This is a genomic window from Azospirillum griseum, assembly GCF_003966125.1.
GTDB lineage: Bacteria > Pseudomonadota > Alphaproteobacteria > Azospirillales > Azospirillaceae > Azospirillum > Azospirillum griseum.
In genome coordinates this window covers 61,750-81,571 of the sequence record NZ_RXMA01000026.1, presented here as the reverse complement: position 1 = coordinate 81,571, position 19,822 = coordinate 61,750, and the positions used below count along the sequence as shown (strand labels likewise).

Sequence of the window (19,822 nt, the reverse complement as noted above, 5' to 3'; positions counted from 1 at the left end):
GTAGACCATCGTGTAGCCAATCGCGATCAGGCCATAAATGGCCCCAAGCGATAGGCCGTTGATCAATTGCTGTATGAAATAATCCATAGCGTCACCCCGCCTTCAGCGCGTTGCAAAGGCAGGATGCGGCGACACGGGCACACGCGGCACACCGATCACGCAACAGCAGCCCCCTGTCTGGTCCACCCGCCTATGGAATTGACGGGTCATGGTTTTTCCTGTTCAAGCCCATCCCCGGCACCCGTTGATGACAGCGCCGAGACAAGCCCGCCTCGTGTTCCGGTAGTACCAGCCCGGTGGATTTTTGCAAGACAGATTTGTGTGTTGCGCATGCGTCCCGTTGCGGCCAGGCGCATCGCACCGGATGGCGGGTGCAAACAGCAAAGGCCCCGCCCGCAGAGCGCGGACGGGGCCTTGGTCAAGGGCGGTTCTTGGAAATGGAACGCGTCAGCGCGCCGCCACCGTTTGGCTCGTGGCACCCTCAGCCACCTTGGGCTTGGCCGGAGCCTTGGCGGCGGGTTTGGGCTTGTTGGCCTTGGCGGGCTTCGCGGCGGTGGCGGGGGCGGCCTGAGCCACCTGGAACGGGCTGGTGTCCGGCACGCTCACGACCTTGACGTCGCACAGCGGCTTGCTGGCCAGATGCATCAGGCCCGCGTTCTTTTCGTCACTGGTCAGCACGCGCAGATCATCGGCGTTCAAATCCTTCGCCGCCGCCTTGGAGCGGTCCACAAAGGATTCACAATATTGCGGGATCCCGATGGTCGCGGCGCGACGGCTGATCTCGTTCGCCAACTCCGTGCGGAACGAGTCGAAATTCTTGGTCGCGCTGGAGCCGCTGGTCTTCTTGTAGTGTCCGATCATCGTCGCTTCCGAGCTGGACAGCAGGGCACGATGCTTGATCGAAAAATCCTGATAGAGACCGAACGGGTTCTTTTCCGGCACAACGGATTTGCAGGTCAACCCGACCACCATCATTTCCGTGTGCATGCGGATCAACTGCTCCGCCGCGTGTTCGCTGCGGGTGTAGCAGGCCTGCGGCTTGGCGATGGACGCCTTGGCAACCGGCGGCTTGGCTTCGGCGGGCTTGGCGTCCGCCGCGAAAGCCGAACCGGGAAGAAGCGGGGCGGCCAGCACGGCACCCACCAGGGCCATGCGGCGCAACGGGGAAGAGGACAGTGTCATGGCGGCGCGCAGGCGACTCATCTTGTGCTCCGGTGGCGCGGTTCGTTTGAACAGGCGGGCGGCAGTCCGCCAAGCCGTCCTTCTACCCCATCGCCCGGACCGCTCCAAGCGATTTGCCCGGCGGAACGGCTTTCCCCCGGCGCGGAGCGCCCTTTGTCACAGGATGGCTTGAAGCCACGCTCCTTCGCCGTTAATGCTAACGGTATGTTTCGCATCGGCATTGATCTTGGCGGCACGAAGACCGAAGGCATCGTCCTCGACCGCAACGGCACAGCGCTGGTTCGGCGGCGGGTGCCGTCAGCGCGCGACGATTACGCGGGCACCATCGCCACCATCACCGGGTTGGTTCAGAGCCTGGAAACCGAGATCGGTGGACGGGCCACGGTTGGCGTCGGCATTCCAGGGGCCATTTCCCCCTCCACCGGTCTGGTGAAGAACGCCAACTCGACTTGGCTGATCGGCCATCCGCTCGACCGGGATCTGAGCGTGGCCTTGAACCGTCCGGTGCGGGTGGAGAACGACGCCAATTGTCTGGCGGTTTCCGAAGCGGCGGATGGGGCCGGAGCCGGGTGTGGGGTTGTGTTTGCCGCGATCATCGGCACCGGGTGCGGCGGGGGAATCGTCGCCCATGGCCGACCGCTGTCGGGCCGCAACGCCATCGGCGGTGAATGGGGGCACAATCCGCTGCCTTGGCCCAACGAGACGGAACAGCCCGGCCCGGCCTGCTATTGCGGAAAGCGTGGCTGTCTGGAAACCCATTTGTCCGGCCCGGCCGTGGCCGCCGACCACCAGCGCGTGACCGGCGAAGCCCTGAGCGCCCACGCAATCTTCACCCGCGCGCAGGACGGTGACGCCGCCTGTGCGGCCACGGTGGATCGGTTGGTGGATCGGTTGGGACGCGGTTTGGCCAGCGTGGTCAACCTGCTGGATCCCGACGTGATCGTGTTGGGCGGCGGCGTTTCAAACGCCGCCGTTCTGTACGAGAAATTGCCGTCGGCCATTGCCCGCTGGGCGTTCACCGATCAGCTCGACACACCGATCCGGCAAGCCATGCACGGCGACTCCAGCGGAGTCCGCGGAGCCGCGTGGCTGTGGCAGCCCGAGGAGCATCCTGACGCGGCCTGACCTTCGCTCGATTCGGCCGCCCGTCAGGGTCCCGGGCGGGCGTACAGAGACAGATGAACACGCTTGCCGGTGTTGTAGTTGAAACCGTTGATCTCGGCCAAACGCACCGGTCCACGCACACCGAAAGCCGGGTCGGTCACGGCACGAAAGGCCGATTCCTCGCGATCCTCCACCAACGCCAGGGCACAGGCCGGATCGGCGATCAGGTGCTCCGCCGCCGCGCCGCCATGGACCAGCTTGGTGGGCGTGCCCAGCAGGAAGACAAGGCTGGGCTCCGAATAGCCCGCCGATGCAACAACACTGTTCGGGCAGGGTTGTGTCGCGGCCACCGCCTTGGCCGCCTGGCGGCTGATCCACACGCCATCGATGGCTGGCAACACCACGCTGTAGCAGCCTGCGTACAGCACCCCGGCCGCCGCCACGCCAGCCAACACGCCGGAGCGGAGCTGCGCGTGCAACAGACCACGCACCGACAAGGCGAACAGACCCGCCACCACCGGAACCAGCGCCAACGCGACCGGGTCGATGCGCTGGTCCACCAGATAGGGGACGACCGCAACCGCCAGCGTCAGGGCACCAAAGCCCAAAGCTCCCAACCCGACCGCCCCCGAGGTGAGATGCCGACGGGGGTGGTCGGCCACACGGTCCACGCGATCCAGCAAGGCCGCAGCCGCCAAGGCCGCAATCGCCGGAAAAACCGGCAGTGTGTAATGCAGGAGCTTGGTGGGGACCGCTTCAAACACCAGCCAACTCGGCACAATCCAGGCGATGCAAAACCGCACCGCATCCGTTCGGCGCCGCAACCACACCCACGGAACCGCCAGCAGCGCCAAAAAGGACCAGGGAGCGAACGTCACCCAGAAACTGAGCAGGTAGTAACCGGGTGGCAGGCCCTTGCCCTCCTGCCCGCCCGCAACCTTGCCCAGCATGTCGTGCCCGACGGATTCCGCGAAGAACGCCCCTTGGGTTTTGATCGCAATGGCGATCAACCAGGGGGCGGCGATGGCAAGCACGATCAACAATCCGGCCAACGGCTTCAGGCGCGCCATCCAGTCCGCCTTGCGGTCCCAGAGCGCCAGAACCAGCAGAGTGCTGCCCGAGACCAGCAAAACGATTGGTCCCTTGATGAGAATTCCCAAGCCCGCCGACACCCAGAACAGCACCGGCACCCGCCACGCGGCCCGACCGCTTGGTGCGTCCTGCGCACGGGTCAGATAAAGATGAGCCAACGCCGCCTGTCCGACGACCACGGTGGCCAGCAGAACCGCGTCGGTTTTCGCCATGCGGGCTTCAACCCCCAACACGACACAGGACGCCATCATGACGCCGGTGAGAAACCCGGCAAGCCCGCCAAACAACCGCGCACCGACCCAGGCGCTGGCCAGCACCGCGATGGTCGCCCCCAAAACAGACGGGATCCGATAGGTCCAGATCATCTTGGCGTCGCCAACCACCGACGCCGCAGCGGCGGTCGCCGCGCTTTGCAGCCAATAGATTCCAACCGGTTTTTTGTAGCGGGTTTCCTCCTGAAACCGGATGTCCACATAGTTGCCGCTGTCGAGCATCTGGGAAGACGCTTGCGCAAAACGCGCCTCGTCCCGGTCGAAAGGCGGCAAAGAGGAAAAGCCGGGCAGAAAAAGGGCCGCGCTCAGCAGGATCAGCAGAAGATACGCATAAAGCGGCAGGCGACCGGTCACGCCTCGCTCCTCTTCGCCTTGTTCACCCACACAAAATACAAGTTGCGCAAATAAATGATCAATCCCATGGCCTGCCCCACCATGTACACCGGATCGACACGATAGGCCGAATAGGCCAGCAGCAGAACACCGCCGCCAATGGAGAAATACCAGAAGACTTCAGGCATAACGCTCTTGCGCGCGCGCTCGCTGGCGATCCATTGAACAACAAAGCGCATCATGAAAAGCGTTTGGGCGAAGAAACCAAGACCGATCCAGATCAAATCGGTCGAACTCTGGCTGTAGTACCAGGCGATGGCGCGATCAAGCATGATGGGTGTCCGTTAACGGCGGTCTTACAAATCTTCAATGATGGCGGAGCGGGTGGTGCGTCGCTTGAGCCAATACACACCCAGCAGATCGACGACACCAATCAGACCACGACGCCAATTGCTGTATTTCGACACCCCCCGCTCGCGCGGACGGTGGTTGACCGGCACATAGGCCACCGGATGACCGTAGGCGCGGAACAGGGCGGGCAGAAAACGGTGAATCGCCCCGAAGAACGGCAGATCCAGAAAGGCATCGCGACGGAACAGCTTCAAACCGCAACCACTGTCGGTGCAACCATCCTGCAGGAATGCCTGCCGAACCGCGTTGGCAAAGCGCGAAGCCAATCGTTTGGACAGGCTGTCCTGACGCCGCTTGCGGATGCCGCCGACCAGAACAGGCGCACCGGCCTGCCCTGCGGACACCAGGGCGAACAGGGCGGGAATGTCCGCCGGGTCGTTCTGCCCGTCGCCGTCCAGCGTCACCACCCATTCGCCACGCGCCGCCTTGACCCCGCTGCGCACCGCCGCGCTTTGGCCGGAGCGGTTGCGATGACGCAGCACGCGCAAACGACCGGACGCCACCGCTGGTGCCAAGCGGACCTGGGTGTCGTCGTCGGATTGATCATCGACGAAGATCACTTCAAACCCGCCCACCGGTGCCAACGCCCGCTCAATCTCGTCCAGCAGCGGCAGGACATTGTCGGCTTCGTTGAAAACCGGAACGACCACCGACAACCGAACCGGTGGCCGACCTTCCGAAATCATGCTCACTGCGGCCATCCCATTCCTCGAACGGGCCGCAAAATACTCCCGCGCCGCCGCAAACGGTAGAGGAAAAGGGAGGCCGGAGAACCGGAGCAGCCCCGCGTCCCCCGCAAGGGCGGGCGGGACTTTCTCCATGCTGCAGCGCAGCGGCGGCTTTAAAATCCCGCGCACCATCGGGGGTTTTAAAAACCACCCCCCATCATCCGCCCTCTTCCACTGACAAATTCGTAATTCCGCGCAAAGTTATGCTGGCATTTTCGACAGGAGTTTCCGATAGTCATCGGTACCGAAAACATCACTCGCCAGCGTGACGCCCCATGCTGTTGATGCTCGTGATCCCGTATCCATGCACAAACAGCGCGCGAACCGGCGACCCATGCTGACGAATGACTGAAAAATCACTTTGGCAACCGAGCGATATAATGAGCGCAGACAGCGGGAGCGAACCTGAGTCGCCGAAAAAGCGTGGCCGCATTCCTCAATCGGCTTGGCCGGACATTCTTGAGCGTTACAACAGTGGCGTGACGTTGTCAGCCATTGCCCGCGAGTTTGAATGCACGCCAAGCGCGATTTCTTATATCATCAAAAAGGCCGAGGCCGCTTCCGGTCAGGGCGAACTGAATGTGGACGCCGAAGCCGCCCCGCCCGCCGCTCCCGCCGCCGAAGCACCGGTGGTTGAAACGGCTCCGCCCGCCGCAGCGCCTGTTGAAACCGGAACCGAGCGCACACCGGCGGCGCGGCCCCGTCAACGCCTGACCCGGCCTGCCGAAACGCGGTCGGACGACGCTCCGGCGGTTGCGCCGCAGCCACCGGCACCCATACCCGCACCCGCCACGGAAACGTTGCGACTCAATCGACCGGAACCGGCTCCGCAGCCCGCGCCCACGGCGGAAGCGGTTCGACCGGCGGGAACTCCGACCGCATCCGCCCCGACGCCCTCCTCCGCTCCGGCGGCGGGCGCTCCGACCGCCGCCCCGTCGGCCTCCGCACCCGTGGACGCGGTTGAAGGTCGTTTGCGCGACACGGCCAAGGCCTGCATCAACGCCTATCGCGGCTGGCGGCAGCAGCCTGCCGAGGGAACGATCCAAGCCCTGTCGGAAACCGTGCATGAACTGCGCAAGGCGCTCTCGCGCATCGAGATCGACATGTCGGCCAGCCGTCGGGAGGAACAGGCGATCCGCCCGATTCCCATCCCGGCGCACCGCGCGTCGCGCCGTCCGCAGTAACCGGCGGCGCCGGCCGGTGTGATCGCCTTTCAAAACCCCGCTCCGTCCCACCGGAGCGGGGTTTTTTCATGCCCGCGCAGCGGTGCGTGGCGCGCGTGGCCCCTGCCCGATTTTTCCGCTTGCCTTTGCGTCACCCCATCGATTTAAGACCCTCCACCGTCACCGGACCAAGGCGCTCTCCCCCATGTCGGACATCGCCGCCTACGCGGGTCTCTTTTTGTCCGCGCTGGTCGCGGCCACCCTGTTGCCCGCGCAATCGGAACTTTTGCTGATCGCCCTGCATCGGACGGGTGGCTACAGCGACGGTCTGTTGGTGCTGGCGGCCACGGCGGGGAACGTTCTGGGATCAGCGTCAAACTGGGCGCTCGGTCGTTTTTTGATGCGTTTTCAAGGCCGTCGCTGGTTTCCCGTTTCGGTATCAATGATTGAACGAGCCACCCGCTGGTTTCAACGTTTCGGGGTGTGGTCGCTGCTGTTGGCGTGGCTGCCGGTGATCGGCGACCCCCTGACCCTGGTCGCCGGAATCCTGCGGGTGGACTGGCGGCTGTTCCTGGCCCTGGTCACGCTGGGGAAGGCCGGACGCTATATATTCCTGATGGTTGCCTCGGCGCACTATCCGTGATGCGGTATGTTGCGACGCAACAAGAGGCTTGAGGATGGCGGTCCAGCGGCGTATCACGCGTGGCGGAAACGCGGATTGTCCGCACCGCCCAAAGAAACCGCAAAGACAATGCGGCTTTTTCGTGAGAGTCCATTGACCACGGTCAATTGAATCCACACGGCGTGCGCCTATGGTCCGTGTCGCTCACAGACCCGGAATCCAGGCCCCCGCCATGCCAGACGGTAGCATCGTTCAGCCAGCGTCGGACAAGACCAGCAAGAAGACGGCGGCAACTCCCGCCGCCGACGCCGTCGTGCTGTTTGAAAGCCAGAAGAAAATCCACCCCAAGGCGGTGAAGGGCCTGTACCGGCGGATGAAAACCGTCACCTTCGTCGTCCTGTTGGCTCTGTTCTATCTGGCCCCCTGGATCCGCTGGGAACGCGGCGGTGACGCTCCGGCGCAGGCCGTGCTGTTCGATCTGAGCACCCCGCGCTTCTTCATCTTCTGGATCGAGATCTGGCCGCAGGAGATTTACTACCTGACCGGCGTGCTCATCGTCGCGGCGTTGGGCCTGTTCCTGGCCACCGCGCTGGCTGGCCGGGTGTGGTGCGGCTTCGCCTGCCCGCAAACCGTGTGGACCGATCTGTTCGTGTGGATCGAGCGGCTGTTCGAAGGCGACCGCGCCGAGCGCATCCGGGGGGACAAGGCCCCCTGGACGGCGCGGAAACTCGCCCGCAAAACCGGCAAACACGCGGCGTGGCTGGCCTTGAGCGTCGTCACCGGCTTTGGTTTCGTCGCCTTTTTCGCCGACGCCCCGACCCTGGCGCACGAACTGATCACCTTCAACGCGTCCTATGAGGCGGTCAGCTTCTTCGCGCTGTTCACCGGCATGACCTACATGATGGCCGGGTGGACGCGCGAGCAGATGTGCACCTACATGTGCCCGTGGCCGCGTTTCCAAAGCGCGATGCTGGACGAGCACAGCCTGGTCGTCACCTACCGCGCCGACCGGGGCGACAACCGCGCGCCGAAACGCAAGTCGGAAAGCTGGGAGGAACGGCGGGCCAAGGGCTTTGGCGACTGCATCGATTGCGGCCAATGCGTGCAGGTCTGCCCGGTCGGCATCGACGTGCGCACCGGCGAACAGGCCGATTGCATCAATTGCGGCCTGTGCGTGGACGCCTGCGACAGCATCATGATCGCTCAGGGCCTGGCGCCCAAGCTGATCCAGTTCGATTCGCTGGCCGCCCAGGAAACCCGCGCTTCCGGCAAGACCTATCAATGGCGTCTGATCCGCCCGCGCACCATCATGTACGGCCTGATACTGCTGGTCGTCGGCGGGGCGATGGCGTGGAGCTTTGCCCTGCGCCCGCGCCTGGACATCACTGTGTTGCGCGACCGCGCGCCGCTGTTCGTCACCCTGTCCGACGGCAGCATCCGCAACGCCTACACCTTCAAGGTCGCCAACAAGACCCGCCAATCCCGCGCCTATGTGATGACGGTCAGCGGCGTTCCGGGGGCCGAGATCAAGGTGATTGGCGAAACCGACGGTGCGGAGGCCAAGGATCACGCGGCGACCATCTCCGCCTCGCCCGACAGCGTCGCCACCTACCGCGTCTATGTCACCGCCCCGCGCGCCAGCGTGACGGCCACCTCCCTGCCCATGACCTTCCACCTGTCCGACAAGGCCGCCGCCGACCGCAACAGCCGCGACAGCGTCTTCCTCGGCCCGGCAAACTGACGCGCGTCTTCACAAGCGCCGACACAGGGGCGGGCGACCAGACGGTCCCCGCCCTTTTTCATGCCCAAAACTTTTTATGCCCAAAGCAACGCTGTTGCGTGCCGTGACACGGATTCGCCATCGAACAGAGACCAAAACGGTCACACGCCGGGTTCATGGTCGCGTGATTGGATAGGAGCCTGCCTCACGACCACCCTTGCCCCTGTATTGAGGACGAGTCGGACATGCGCACCACGACCATCACCGCCCGCTGCACCTCGCTGATCGTCCGCGCCCGCGCCGCCCTGCGGCGACCGCTGCGCCGTCCCTTCGCCCGCAAACCCGCCGGTCAGCGCCGGATGCGGATGGAGCATCTGGATCTGGAGCTGTTCCGCAACGACATCGGCGGCTGAGGGCAAGGGACACTCACCCCCGCGCCAGCAAATCGCGGATGGCGTTGACCAGCGGCTTCATGTGAAAGGTGGATTCCGGGGCAACCGCCACGGTTCCGCCCAGCGCCACCACGGCCTCGGCCACCACCGGGCCGACGGCGGCGATGCGGGTGTTGGCCAAGCCGCCGCGCAGCGCGTCAAGCAGGCCGCGCGCCTCCGCCACCTCCTGCAAGCGGCGCACCTGGGGCGAGGCGGTGAAGGCGACGAAATCGAAGCGTCCCGCCGCCATGTCGCGAATCGCGTCCTCCACCGCGCCGGTCTCCGAATCGGAGGCGTAGCGGTAGGGCGTGACCGCCACCGGGACCCCGCCCCGCGCGCGCACCGCGTCGAGCAGAACAGCGTTCGGGTTGTCCGGGTACAACTGCACCCCCACCGTCCGCCCGGTCAAATCCTCCTCCGCCAGCGCCTGGATCACGCCGTCGGTGGTCGGGGCCGGGGCGACCCGGTGGGCGGACAGGCCGAGTTCCCGCAGCGCCTTCACCGGCTTCGGCCCGCGCACAAGCACGCGGGCGCGGCCCAGGGCGGCGACCACCGCCGCCTCCCGCCCATCGGCGCGGGCGACGGTCATCAAACGGCGCAACCCCTCGCCGGTCAGCAGGATCACGTCGTCGAAGGCACCGGCCAGCAGCCGGTCCAGCCAATCCCGCGCCGGGGCCGGATCGTCGAGATCGAGAATCTTGACCATCGGGCAGCGGACGCACAGCGCGCCATGCTGCTCCATCATCCGGGCGAACAGCTCCAAATCCCGGCTTTCCGGGACCAGGATGCGCCGCCCAGTCAGATCGCCCGCGTTTGCCGTGGCCTCGCTCATGGTCAGGCCCCCTGGCGGCGGCAGTGCAGCAGGCTGAACAGGCCGAAGGGCGGAACCGTCTCGACGCTCTCCACCGACAGCGGCGACCCGCGCAGCAGCGAATCGAGCGTGAAATCCGGTCGCCAGCCCAGCTTCTTCGACAAGGGGGCCAGCCAATTTTCCACCGTGCGCCGCAGGCCGGGGCGGGGGGCAGCGAAATGGTTGACGATGACGATGTCGCCGCCGGGTTTGCAGACGCGCTCCAACTCGGCCATCGTGCCCTGCGGATCGGGAACCACAGTCATCACATACATGGCCACCACCACGTCAAAACTGCCGTCGGCGAAGGCCAGCTTGCCCGCGTCCATCTCCAGCAGCCCTTCGACATGGGTCAGATGTTCGCGCGCCACCCGCTCCTGCGCCACCTTCAGCATGTCGGTGGACAGGTCGATGCCAACCACGCGGTTGTCGGTGCGGTAATCGGACAGCGACAGGCCGGTCCCCACCCCCACCTCCAGGATGCGCAAGCCGCCGCGCCGGTTCAACCACGCGACCGCCGCGTGACGGCCAGAGGCCAGAAGGGTGCCGAACACACGGTCGTAAAACCCGGCGTAGCGACGGTAAGCGGCGCGGATGGAAACGGCGTCCATGGCAAAATCCCCTTGCAGCGGCCAAAATCGAACCGGCCTGGATCAGAACGGCCCGGATCGGCGGTGCGTCCCCCGTTCCGCCGGTCCGGACAGGACCATAGCGGGCTTTGCCCCAACACAAAAGTGACGCAAAGGTCCGTCGCGTGACGGCGCTGGACAGCCCCGGCCACCGCCCTTAGGAGTGTGCCCATGCGCCGTCCCGCCCGCCCCCACCGCCGCCCCTTCGGCCCACGCGCCCTGGCCTTCGCCGGGCTGACGGCGCTCGCCACCGGTCTGGCCGCCTGGGGGGCGCATCGCTGGGCCGAATCGGCCGCGCTGGACGCGGTGATCGTCAACGGCGAACAGCGGCTGGGCCTGTACGCCAGCAGCATCCGCAACGCCGTTGGCCGTTACGATTACCTGCCCGCCCTGACCACCCGCGACCATGACGCGCTCGCCCTGCTGGCCGACCCGACCGAGGCGCGGCGCGACACGGTCAATCGCCGGTTGGAGGACGCCAACGCCACCGCCGGATCCGCCGCGCTCTATCTGGTGGACCGCAGCGGGTTGGCGCTGGCGTCCAGCAACTGGCGCGATCCGGCCCAGAGCTTCGTCGGCCAGCGCTACAACTTCCGCCCCTATTTTCGGCAGGCGATGGAAACCGGCAGCGGGCGCTATTTCGGCATCGGCGTCACCACCGGCCTGCCCGGCTATTTCCTGTCGCACGCCGCCCAGACCGACCGGGGGGTGATTGGCCTCGCCGTGGTCAAGATCGATCTGGAGCCGGTGCAACGCGATTGGGCGGCGGGGGGCGAGCGGGTGCTCGTCACCGACGACAACGGCGTCGTGTTCCTGGCCAGCCACGCCGGGTGGAAATACCGCGCCCTCCACCCATTGCCCGACGCGGTGCGGGCGCGGCTGGATGAAACCCGGCAATATGACGGCAGCGCGCTCGACCCGCTCGGCCTGCGCGAAGGGGATGCGGTCGGCCCCGGCGCGCGGCTGGTCAGCCTGCCCGACCCAGCCCCCGACCGCCCCGACCGCTCCGGCGGCGCGCGCCGCGCCTATCTGATGCAGGATCGCGTTCTGCCGGAATTCGGCTGGACCATCCGCTTTCTGTCCGATCTGGAGCCGGTGCGGGTGCAGGCCGACACCGCCGCCCTGCTGGCCGCGCTGGCGGTGCTGCTGCTGGCCGCAGGGGCCGCGCTGGGCCAGCAACGCCGGCAGACGCTGCGCCTGCAACGGGAATCCCACGCCTTGCTCGAACGCCGGGTCGCCGAACGCACCGCCGAGCTGGTCGCCGCCAACCGCGTGCTGCGCGAGGCGCAGGAGGAGCTGATCCAGGCGGGCAAGCTGGCGGCGCTGGGCCAGATGTCGGCGGCCTTGGCGCACGAGATCAACCAGCCGCTCGCGGCGATCCGCACCTTTGCCGCCTCCACCCGCATTCTGGCCGAACGGGGCGAACACGCGCTGGTGCAAAGCAATCTGGCGATGATCGGCGATCTGGCCGAACGGATGGCGGTGATTTCGGGCCATCTCAAGGATTTCGCCCGCAAGGGACCGGCGCGGGTGGAGGCGGTTCCGGTGGCCCGCGCCATGGAACGCGCCTTGGCCCTGCTCGCCCCCCGCCTGCGCGACGAGGGCGTCGCGCTCGACACCCGCATCCCGCCCGACGCGCGGGTGCGCGGCGATGCGGTGCGGTTGGAACAGGTCTTCGTCAATCTGCTGCGCAACGCCGCCGACGCCATGGCCGATGCGGCGGACCGGAGCCTGTCGCTGTCCGCCGAGCCGGTGACGGAGGACGGCGCGGCGGCGTGGGAAATCCGCATCCGCGACCGGGGGACCGGCATCGCCGACGCCGACCGGGGCCGCCTGTTCGATCCCTTCTTCACCACCAAGGAGGTCGGGCAGGGGCTTGGCCTCGGCCTGTCGCTGTCCTATGGCATCGTCCGAGATTTCGGCGGCAGCCTGCGGGCGGAAAACAACGCCGACGGCGGGGCCTGCTTCATCATCCGCCTGCCCGACGCCAGCGCCAGGGAGCCTTCACCGCCATGACCACCCCCGTCCTGTTCATCGACGACGAGCTGGCGATGCGCGTGTCGGTCGCGCAATGGCTGCAACTGGCCGGATTCGCGGCGGAGGCGTTCGAGACGCCCGACCGCGCGCTCGACCGGTTGTCGCCGGATTTCCCCGGCATCCTCGTCACCGATGTGAAGATGGCGCGGATGGACGGCATGGCCGTTCTGGCCCGCGCGTTGGAACGCGACGCCGATCTGCCGGTGATCCTCGTCACCGGTCATGGCGATGTCGGGCTGGCGGTGGAGGCGATGCGGCGCGGGGCCTATGACTTCATCGAAAAGCCGTTCGATCCCGATCATCTGGTGGCGGTGATCCGGCGGGCCTGCGAAAAGCGCCGCCTGCTCCTCGACAACCGGGGCCTGCGCCGCCGGGTGGGTGACAGCCCGGCGGGAATCGCGGCGACGCTGATCGGCGTGTCGCGCGCCATGGAGGATCTGCGGCGGGAGATTCTGGATCTGGCCGCGACCAACGCCAGCGTGCTGATCCATGGTGAAACCGGGACCGGCAAGGAACTGGTCGCCCGCTGCCTGCACGAGTTCGGGCCGCGCGGGGCCAAGGGGGCGTTCGTCGCCGTCAATTGCGGGGCGATTCCCGACAGCATGGCGGAAAGCGAATTGTTCGGCCATGAACCCGGGGCCTTCACCGGGGCCGCCCAGCGCCGCACCGGCAAGCTGGAACACGCAAGCGGCGGCAGCCTGTTCCTGGACGAAATCGAAAGCATGCCGCTGTCCTTGCAGGTCAAGCTGCTGCGCGCCTTGCAGGAACGGACCATCGAACGGTTGGGATCGAACAAGCCGCTGCCGGTCGATCTGCGCCTGATCGCCGCCACCAAGGTTGATCTGCTCGACCTCAGCGAGGAGGGAGCCTTTCGCGCCGATCTCTATTACCGCCTGAACGTCGCCGAACTGCACATCCCGCCGTTGCGCGCGCGGGCCGAGGACATCCCGCTGCTGTTCGACGCCTTCGCCAGCGACAGCGCCGCCCGCCACAGCCGCGAGGCCCGACCGTTCGATCCCGAGGATGTGGATGCCCTGCTGGCCCATGATTGGCCGGGCAACGTGCGGGAGTTGCGCAATCTGGCCGAACGCCATGTCCTATCGGTCGGTCGCACCGGCATCGCGGCCCTGCTGCGCCGCCGCCCGGTCGGCGGTGATTTCGGTGCCCCGCGCGCCCTCAGCGACCAGATGGACGCCTTCGAAAAGCGGGTGATCGAACAGGCGCTGGACCGCTGCCGGGGCGACATCAAAGCGGTGATGGACCTGCTGGACATCCCCCGCCGCACCCTGAACGAAAAAATGGCCCGCCACGGCCTGGACCGGACGCGCTTCCTGCCACGGGGATGACGGACGCGTTCAACGTTGACCTTTCTCCTGGAGTGGCCAAGCCTGGAGCGTGCCGCCCAATTGGTGATCGACCGGCGCGCGGATTGGGATGGGCGGCACCATGATGTGCTTGGTCCCGCCGCCGCGACCCTGGAAGAGCGCTTCCCCCTGGCGGCGACGGTGCCGTACCGCGCCGTGATCAACGACATCCTCAAACGGGGAAAGTCTCCCGCCTACGGACAGGCCGCCCGCTATCTGGCGGTGTTGGAGGCGCTGAGTGGCCTGCTGCCAACCGATGCCCCCATCGAATCGCACCAGGACTGTCACGCCGCTTTGAAAGCCAGCCATGGCCGGAAACTCGGCATTTGGAGCCTGGTTGCCCCCACCAAGCGCACATGAAAGGATCATGCGCCGTCTTTGCGCCTGCCTTGGATGGGAACGACCCGATCGCGATATTTTATAATCTCGATTTGCGCGAAAATGTCGTTTCCGAATGAAAATCCGTCGCATTTTGCATCGCATTTTGTGATGAACGGTTATTCTTCAGCCGTTGTTGCTCCAGAGCGGTTAGATCACGCGACAATATCCACGCCCCACGCAACGCGTGAGATTTGTTCGCCACCTTCCCACTATCCTGCGCAATCCGAATTCGCCCGGATTGCATCGCCGGATATTATCCCTGGTATCCCATTAGCCCGCTCCGCTATCCCTCGTGCATGCAGAAATATGCAGGGCATCGCCGCTACACTGGGTCTCAAGATGATGGTTCGTGACAACAACGGATCATTGGACGCTCAAAGCCGGTGCGACGATCGGTTTTGGACCTGTGTGGTGGAGGGCCGCTCTGATGTTCACGCAAACCGCTTGCCTCGTTCATATCGTTGACGGCGACCTGTTGCTGCGCAGCACTCTGGCGCGCGCTCTGGGAGCCGCCGGCATCGCCTGCCGGGTGCACAGCACCGGGGCCGACGCCCTGTCGGTGCTCGGCACCGGATCCGCCTGCCTGGTCGTCCGCAACGAGCTGCCCGACATGACGGCGCAGGAGTTGATCGCCGAGGCCGGATTGCACGGCCATGATCTGCCCGTGCTGGTCATCACCGATCACGGCGATGTCGATGCGGCCGTCAGCGCAATGAAAGCCGGTGCCGCCGATTGCCTGGCGCACCCGTTCAGCACCGCCAGCTTTCTGGACCGGGTGCGGTCCTGCCTGACCAACGAAAGCCCCTATGCCCAACAGCGCGACCGTGGCCGTGACGCCGTCCGCCGCCTCGCCCTGTTGAGCCGCCGCGAGGCCGAGGTGCTGCGCCTGATTGTCGAAGGCAAACAAAGCAAGACCATTGCCTGGGATTTGGGCATCAGCATCAAGACCGTGGAAGTGCACCGCGCCCGCATCATGGAGAAGACCGGTTGCCGGTCGATCGTTGGTCTGGGACGGCTTTGGGAAGCGGCGGAAATGCTGCGCACCCACAGCATCCCCCGCACGGTGCCCGCCATGCCAGTCATGGTTGAGATGACGGCACCCTGATCCAGAGACAGCGGAAAAGCGCGCCGGGAAACCGGCGCTCCGGCAGGGTTGTGGTTGATTGGGACGATGAACGCTTGGGTTCACACCATCGGTGGCCTTACACTCTCGCCCATCACCACACACCACGCCCCGTGGAGCGTTTGTCATGTTGCCCACCCACTGCCACCGTCGCTTCGATGTCGCCACGGTTGACGACATCGACGCGGTGCGGGACTGGGCGATGACGTTGGCCCACACGCGGCTTTGCGATGCGGCCCGCGAGCGGCTGAACACGGTGGTGACGGCGCTGACCAGCGCGCCGGAGCGTTTGCCCACAGCCCTTACCCTTCTGCTGCGTCCGCTGGATTCGCGTGGAGTCGAGTGTTTGGCCTTTGACCGCGACCCGACCGAACGGGTGGTCGAGCATGCCGGGTTCATCCAATCCCATCACACACCCACCGTCGGCAACGCCCATTTGGCGCGGGTGTGGGCAACGGATCGCGCTCCCCCCCCCTCCCACGCTCTGGTCGATGCGGGCGTGGTCATGGTTCCGCACCCGAACGCTGCGGATTGTGGTGACGGGTGGTTTTTCCGTTGCGACGGGGCGGACCATGGGGTGGCCCTTCTGGTCGATGGTCAACCAGGCCGCAACCGGCGCGCCCGCCGTATCGAGGCTGTGGTGGCCTCCACCACACCCGGCCTGTCGGCGCAAATGGTGATCGGTGCCATCCGTCGCGATCTTGCCGCCATATGCACCGCCACGCCGTCAACCGATGGTGCAACCGGAGCCGCAGCGGTTCTGCGCCTGAGCGGCCATGCGGTTGATTACACGGCGTTGGGAACCGTCGCCGGAGGCATGATTCGCAACGGTGCGGTCACGTCGCTGGCCGCGCGTTGGGCGATGGTCGGGTACAACCCGCAAATTCCGGCTTGCGTCCATCTGCGGTGGGAGACCGGCGACCACGTCATTCTGCACAGCGACGGCTGTTCGCGTCTGCCGGTGCTGTTTGTCGAACGCGGCCTGCACCGTGTGGATCCGACGTTGGCGGCGGCCATCCTGCTGCGCGACGGGGCGGTTGGCGAGGATGATCAGACCATCGTCGTTCTTCGCAACCGCTCACGCCGACAGGCAACCTCCTGCGAAGCCGCCTGATGGCGTGAGCGATCGGGTCAGGACGCTGACTTGACCGTCACCATGTCGCGGATGCTGCTTTTCAGCAGCTTGCCGGTGGCGGTATGGGGCAGCGATTCGACAAAACGCACGTCGTTGGGAATGCACCATTTGGCGACCTTGCCGTCGAACACCGCCAGCAATTCGTCCTTGGTCAGGCTGGCCCCCTCCTTCAGCACCACCACCAGCAAGGGCCGCTCGCCCCATTTTTCATCGGGGATGGCAACGGCGGCGGCCTCCTGCACGGCGGGATGACCGACCGCGATGTTTTCCAGATCGATGGAGCTGATCCACTCCCCACCCGACTTGATGACGTCCTTGGTGCGGTCGACGATCTGGACATAGCCGTCGGCGTCCATCGTCACCACATCGCCGGTTTCGAACCAACCGGGGACCACCTCGTGCGCGGCGCTGCCCTCCAGACCGAAATAGGCCGAACAGACCCAGGCCCCGCGCACCAGCAACCGGCCAAAGCTCTTGCCGTCGCGCGGCACATCGGCCCCGTTGCCATCGACCACGCGGAACTCGACACCGCAGATCGGGCGCCCCTGCTTGGAGGCCAGGGTCAAGGCCGCCTCATCGTCCAAACCGCCATGCTTGGCCTTGGGCGTGTTGGCCAGGCCGAGCGGGCTGGTTTCGGTCATGCCCCAGGCGTGGAGCACCTGCACCCCGAAATCCTTGAAGCGCTGGATCATCACCGGCGGGCAGGCCGACCCGCCGATCGCCACCCGGCGCAGCGTGCCCAGCGTCTTCTTGTTCGCGTCCAGCCAATTCAGCAGGGCGAGCCAGACGGTGGGCACCCCGGCGGTGTTGGTCACGCCTTCGCTGACGAACAGTTCGTGCAGGCTGGCCCCGTCAAGCTTTGGACCGGGAAACACCAGCTTGGCCCCCACCATCGGCGCGGCGTAGGGGATGCCCCAGGCGTTGACGTGGAACATCGGCACCACCGGCAGCACCACATCGGACGCGGAGAGGTCGAACACGTCGGGCAGACAGGCCGACAGCGCGTGCAGCACCGACGACCGATGGCTGTACAGCACGCCTTTCGGGTTGCCGGTGGTCCCGGAGGTGTAGCACATGCTGCACGCCGTGTTCTCGTCCAGCTCCGGCCAGTCGAAAACGCTCGGCTCGTCTGCGATCAGATCCTCGTAGCAGCGCAGATTCGGCAGGCTGGAGGCGGGCATGTGGGCGGCGTCAGTCATCACCACAATCACGCGCACCCCGGTCAGGTGGCTGGCCAACCCCTCCAGCAGCGGCAGGAAGGTGAGATCGGTGAACAACACCTGATCCTGCGCGTGGTTGATGATGTAGGCGATCTGTTCGGGAAACAGGCGCGGGTTGATGGTGTGGCAGACCATGCCCGACCCGCTGATGGCGTAATAGGCTTCCAAATGGCGATAGCCGTTCCAGGCCAGCGTTCCCACCCGGTCGCCAGGCTGCAGGCCCAGCTTGACCAGCGCGTGCGCCAGCTTTTGCGCCCGCGCCCAGGCGTCCGCGTAGGTGTAGCGGTGGATCGGCCCTTCGGTGGTGCGCGACACGATTTCGGTGTCGGCGTGGTACAGCGCGGCGTGGCGCAGCGCCATCGTCACCAGCAATGGCGAATCCATCATCAATCCACGCAGCATCGGCATCACTCCCCGTTTTTTGGTTCTCTGTGGTGTGTTGTCTGTGGTGTTCGCGATCAATCGGCAGCCAAAGACGGTTCGCAGGCGGCCAAGCGGGCTTCGGCGTCCCGCTCCATCGCCTTCAACTCCCCGACGATGTCGGCAATCTCGTTTTGCATACGCTCCAACGCGGCCAAACGGTTGCGGATTTTGGTCAGGCCATCTTGATACTGCTGGGCGCTGGGCCGACCGGTCCGGTAATGCGCCAAATACTCGGCGATCTGCTCCAACGAGAATCCGACGCGGCGGAATTTCAGGATCAGGATCAGGCGCGCCCGGTCGCGGTAGGTGAACACCCGGCGACCGCCCGCGCGCTGCGGCGTCAACAGGCCCTTTTCCTCGTAAAAGCGCAGCGCCTGCGGCGTCAGATCGAACTCCGCCGCCAACTCCGTCACGCCATACACCCGGTCGCGATCGCCCATGCCCGCCCCTCTGTTGCAACCGCCCTGCCGCAGCAACCGATTGCAGCCACGAACACTTGGCAAAGTCAACTTTAATGATCTAAAGCGCGCTTTATGTCGCGGACGCAGTGTTCGGCGACACGGTGGACCGCCGCTCCCATTCAGTCGCGGCGGCGCTGGCTCAGGGCTTCGATCTGGCTGGCCAGTTCGCTGGCGGTGCGCTCCGCCCCCGGATCGGCCCCCACGCGCAGCATGGCGCGAATCGCCAGCAGATGCAGGCGGATGATGCCGGGATCGTTGGCTACCCGCACCGGGTCGGCGATCAGGCGTTGCAGCGACCCGATCACCCGCCCGGCGGACGCGGGCATGCGGTCCAGCGCCCCACGGCGGAATCGCTCCAGCGGTTCCCCCATGCGCGTCAGCGCGTCGGCGCAACGATCCAACGCGCTCAACGCCTCGCTGACCAGACGTTCCAGGTCGTCGCGCACGGCGGCGGCGTTGGCGGCGGCGATCATGCTGCTGACCGCCCCGCCGCTTTGGCGCTGAAGCGGGGCGCTGTGCGACACCGCCGCCAGCGTGCGCAGGATCGACACCCGGCTTTGCAAGGCACGCCGCACCGCCGAGTCATCGCCCGACACCTTGGCCATCAACAGGCCGTCCGGCGGCAGCAGCAGCACGTCGGGGGCGGGGGCCTCCGGCGAGCGGCGGTCCTGCACCACCGGGCGATCCGTCCGCCGCCGGTCCGGCCCCTTGTAGCCGGGTGCGCTGACAAAGCCGCGCGGGCGGCTGACCACGTCCAGGATGCGGTCGCGAATGCGCGCCGGGGCCAGCGGCTTCACCAGAAAATCGGTGGCCCCGGCGTCACGCCCGGCCTTCACATACTGCCGGTCGCCGTGCGCGGTCAGCAGGATGATCGGCACGGTCGGATCCGGCGATTCGGGGTGGCTGCGGACGATGCGGATCAAATCCAGCCCGCTCGCCCCCGGCATGTCCCAATCGGTGAAAATCAGATCGGGGCCGATCTCCTTGATGAGCGCCAGGGCCTCCGCCGTGCCACTGGCCTCGGTGACGCGGGTGAATCCCATGTGGCGCAGAATCGCCCGCAGAATCTGCCGCGTGTTCGCGATGTCATCGACGATGAGAATCTCAAGAGCGGCGTAACCGGACGGCAGCATATCGGAGG

19 protein-coding genes are annotated in these 19,822 nt (G+C 66.1%); 10 read left to right on the top strand and 9 right to left on the bottom strand.

Annotated elements, in window-relative coordinates; translation table 11 throughout:
* Positions 1-447: 447 nt before the first annotated feature.
* Positions 448-1,203: a hypothetical protein gene (locus EJ903_RS21245; RefSeq protein WP_126619223.1), complete on the bottom strand. Its 756-nt coding sequence runs from the start codon at positions 1,201-1,203 to the stop codon at positions 448-450.
* Between the two features lie 183 nt (positions 1,204-1,386).
* Here EJ903_RS21245 and EJ903_RS21240 point away from each other — a divergent pair, with 183 nt between their 5' ends.
* A complete protein-coding gene (locus tag EJ903_RS21240) occupies positions 1,387-2,307 on the top strand; it encodes an ROK family protein (RefSeq protein WP_126619221.1) in 921 nt (306 codons plus the stop codon).
* Positions 2,308-2,330: 23 nt separating this feature from the next.
* Here the strand turns inward: EJ903_RS21240 and EJ903_RS21235 are convergent, their stop codons facing one another.
* The 3 genes from EJ903_RS21235 to EJ903_RS21225 are packed head-to-tail and all read right to left on the bottom strand — an operon-like array spanning position 2,331 to position 5,095.
* Positions 2,331-4,004, bottom strand: coding sequence for an ArnT family glycosyltransferase (locus tag EJ903_RS21235; protein WP_174237343.1), 1,674 nt, complete (start codon positions 4,002-4,004; stop codon positions 2,331-2,333).
* Positions 4,001-4,315 (bottom strand): lipid-A-disaccharide synthase N-terminal domain-containing protein, encoded by a 315-nt coding sequence (locus tag EJ903_RS21230; RefSeq protein ID WP_126619217.1) that lies wholly within the window; start codon positions 4,313-4,315, stop codon positions 4,001-4,003. The genes EJ903_RS21235 and EJ903_RS21230 overlap by 4 nt, the downstream gene beginning before the upstream one ends.
* 24 nt (positions 4,316-4,339) lie before the next feature.
* Positions 4,340-5,095 (bottom strand): glycosyltransferase family 2 protein, encoded by a 756-nt coding sequence (locus tag EJ903_RS21225; RefSeq protein WP_126619215.1) that lies wholly within the window; start codon positions 5,093-5,095, stop codon positions 4,340-4,342.
* Positions 5,096-5,502: 407 nt separating this feature from the next.
* Between EJ903_RS21225 and EJ903_RS21220 the strand changes: the two genes are divergently transcribed.
* The 4 genes from EJ903_RS21220 to EJ903_RS27275 all read left to right on the top strand — a co-directional run bounded on the left by EJ903_RS21220 (position 5,503) and on the right by EJ903_RS27275 (position 9,040).
* Complete coding sequence (locus tag EJ903_RS21220; protein ID WP_126619213.1) at positions 5,503-6,306, top strand: hypothetical protein; 804 nt, start codon at positions 5,503-5,505, stop codon at positions 6,304-6,306.
* A 184-nt stretch (positions 6,307-6,490) separates the two neighbouring features.
* A complete protein-coding gene (locus EJ903_RS21215; protein ID WP_126619212.1) occupies positions 6,491-6,928 on the top strand; it encodes a YqaA family protein in 438 nt (145 codons plus the stop codon).
* Positions 6,929-7,139: 211 nt separating this feature from the next.
* Positions 7,140-8,648, top strand: coding sequence for a cytochrome c oxidase accessory protein CcoG (gene ccoG, locus EJ903_RS21210; RefSeq protein WP_246015810.1), 1,509 nt, complete (start codon positions 7,140-7,142; stop codon positions 8,646-8,648).
* A gap of 224 nt (positions 8,649-8,872) precedes the next feature.
* Positions 8,873-9,040 carry a hypothetical protein gene (locus EJ903_RS27275; protein WP_174237342.1) on the top strand — a complete coding sequence of 56 codons (168 nt, stop codon included), beginning with the start codon at positions 8,873-8,875 and terminating at the stop codon, positions 9,038-9,040.
* Between the two features lie 13 nt (positions 9,041-9,053).
* Here the strand turns inward: EJ903_RS27275 and EJ903_RS21205 are convergent, their stop codons facing one another.
* Entirely contained in the window at positions 9,054-9,890 is an 837-nt protein-coding gene (locus tag EJ903_RS21205) for a uroporphyrinogen-III synthase (protein ID WP_126619208.1), read from the bottom strand.
* A 2-nt stretch (positions 9,891-9,892) separates the two neighbouring features.
* On the bottom strand, positions 9,893-10,519 hold the full coding sequence (locus tag EJ903_RS21200) for a class I SAM-dependent methyltransferase (RefSeq protein WP_126619206.1): 627 nt from the start codon (positions 10,517-10,519) through the stop codon (positions 9,893-9,895).
* Positions 10,520-10,708: 189 nt separating this feature from the next.
* Between EJ903_RS21200 and EJ903_RS21195 the strand changes: the two genes are divergently transcribed.
* The 5 genes from EJ903_RS21195 to EJ903_RS21175 all read left to right on the top strand — a co-directional run bounded on the left by EJ903_RS21195 (position 10,709) and on the right by EJ903_RS21175 (position 16,556).
* Positions 10,709-12,553 (top strand): sensor histidine kinase, encoded by a 1,845-nt coding sequence (locus EJ903_RS21195; RefSeq protein ID WP_126619204.1) that lies wholly within the window; start codon positions 10,709-10,711, stop codon positions 12,551-12,553.
* The gene (locus EJ903_RS21190) at positions 12,550-13,920 is read left to right on the top strand and encodes a sigma-54-dependent transcriptional regulator (RefSeq protein WP_126619202.1); all 1,371 of its coding nucleotides are present in this window, start codon (positions 12,550-12,552) and stop codon (positions 13,918-13,920) included. Before EJ903_RS21195 ends, EJ903_RS21190 begins: the two co-directional genes overlap by 4 nt.
* A gap of 15 nt (positions 13,921-13,935) precedes the next feature.
* Complete coding sequence (locus tag EJ903_RS21185) at positions 13,936-14,298, top strand: DUF6880 family protein (protein ID WP_126619200.1); 363 nt, start codon at positions 13,936-13,938, stop codon at positions 14,296-14,298.
* A gap of 448 nt (positions 14,299-14,746) precedes the next feature.
* A complete protein-coding gene (locus EJ903_RS21180) occupies positions 14,747-15,424 on the top strand; it encodes a response regulator transcription factor (RefSeq protein WP_126619198.1) in 678 nt (225 codons plus the stop codon).
* Between the two features lie 145 nt (positions 15,425-15,569).
* Positions 15,570-16,556, top strand: coding sequence for a hypothetical protein (locus EJ903_RS21175; RefSeq protein WP_126619196.1), 987 nt, complete (start codon positions 15,570-15,572; stop codon positions 16,554-16,556).
* 17 nt (positions 16,557-16,573) lie between these two features.
* On the opposite strand, the gene EJ903_RS21170 is transcribed toward EJ903_RS21175, so the two are convergent.
* The 3 genes from EJ903_RS21170 to EJ903_RS21160 form a co-directional block, all read right to left on the bottom strand.
* Positions 16,574-18,199, bottom strand: a complete 1,626-nt coding sequence (locus EJ903_RS21170; RefSeq protein WP_126619194.1) for a 3-(methylthio)propionyl-CoA ligase — start codon at positions 18,197-18,199, stop codon at positions 16,574-16,576.
* Positions 18,200-18,255: 56 nt separating this feature from the next.
* On the bottom strand, positions 18,256-18,660 hold the full coding sequence (locus EJ903_RS21165) for a MerR family transcriptional regulator (RefSeq protein WP_126619192.1): 405 nt from the start codon (positions 18,658-18,660) through the stop codon (positions 18,256-18,258).
* A 140-nt stretch (positions 18,661-18,800) separates the two neighbouring features.
* Entirely contained in the window at positions 18,801-19,814 is a 1,014-nt protein-coding gene (locus EJ903_RS21160; RefSeq protein ID WP_126619190.1) for a response regulator, read from the bottom strand.
* Positions 19,815-19,822: the final 8 nt, after the last annotated feature.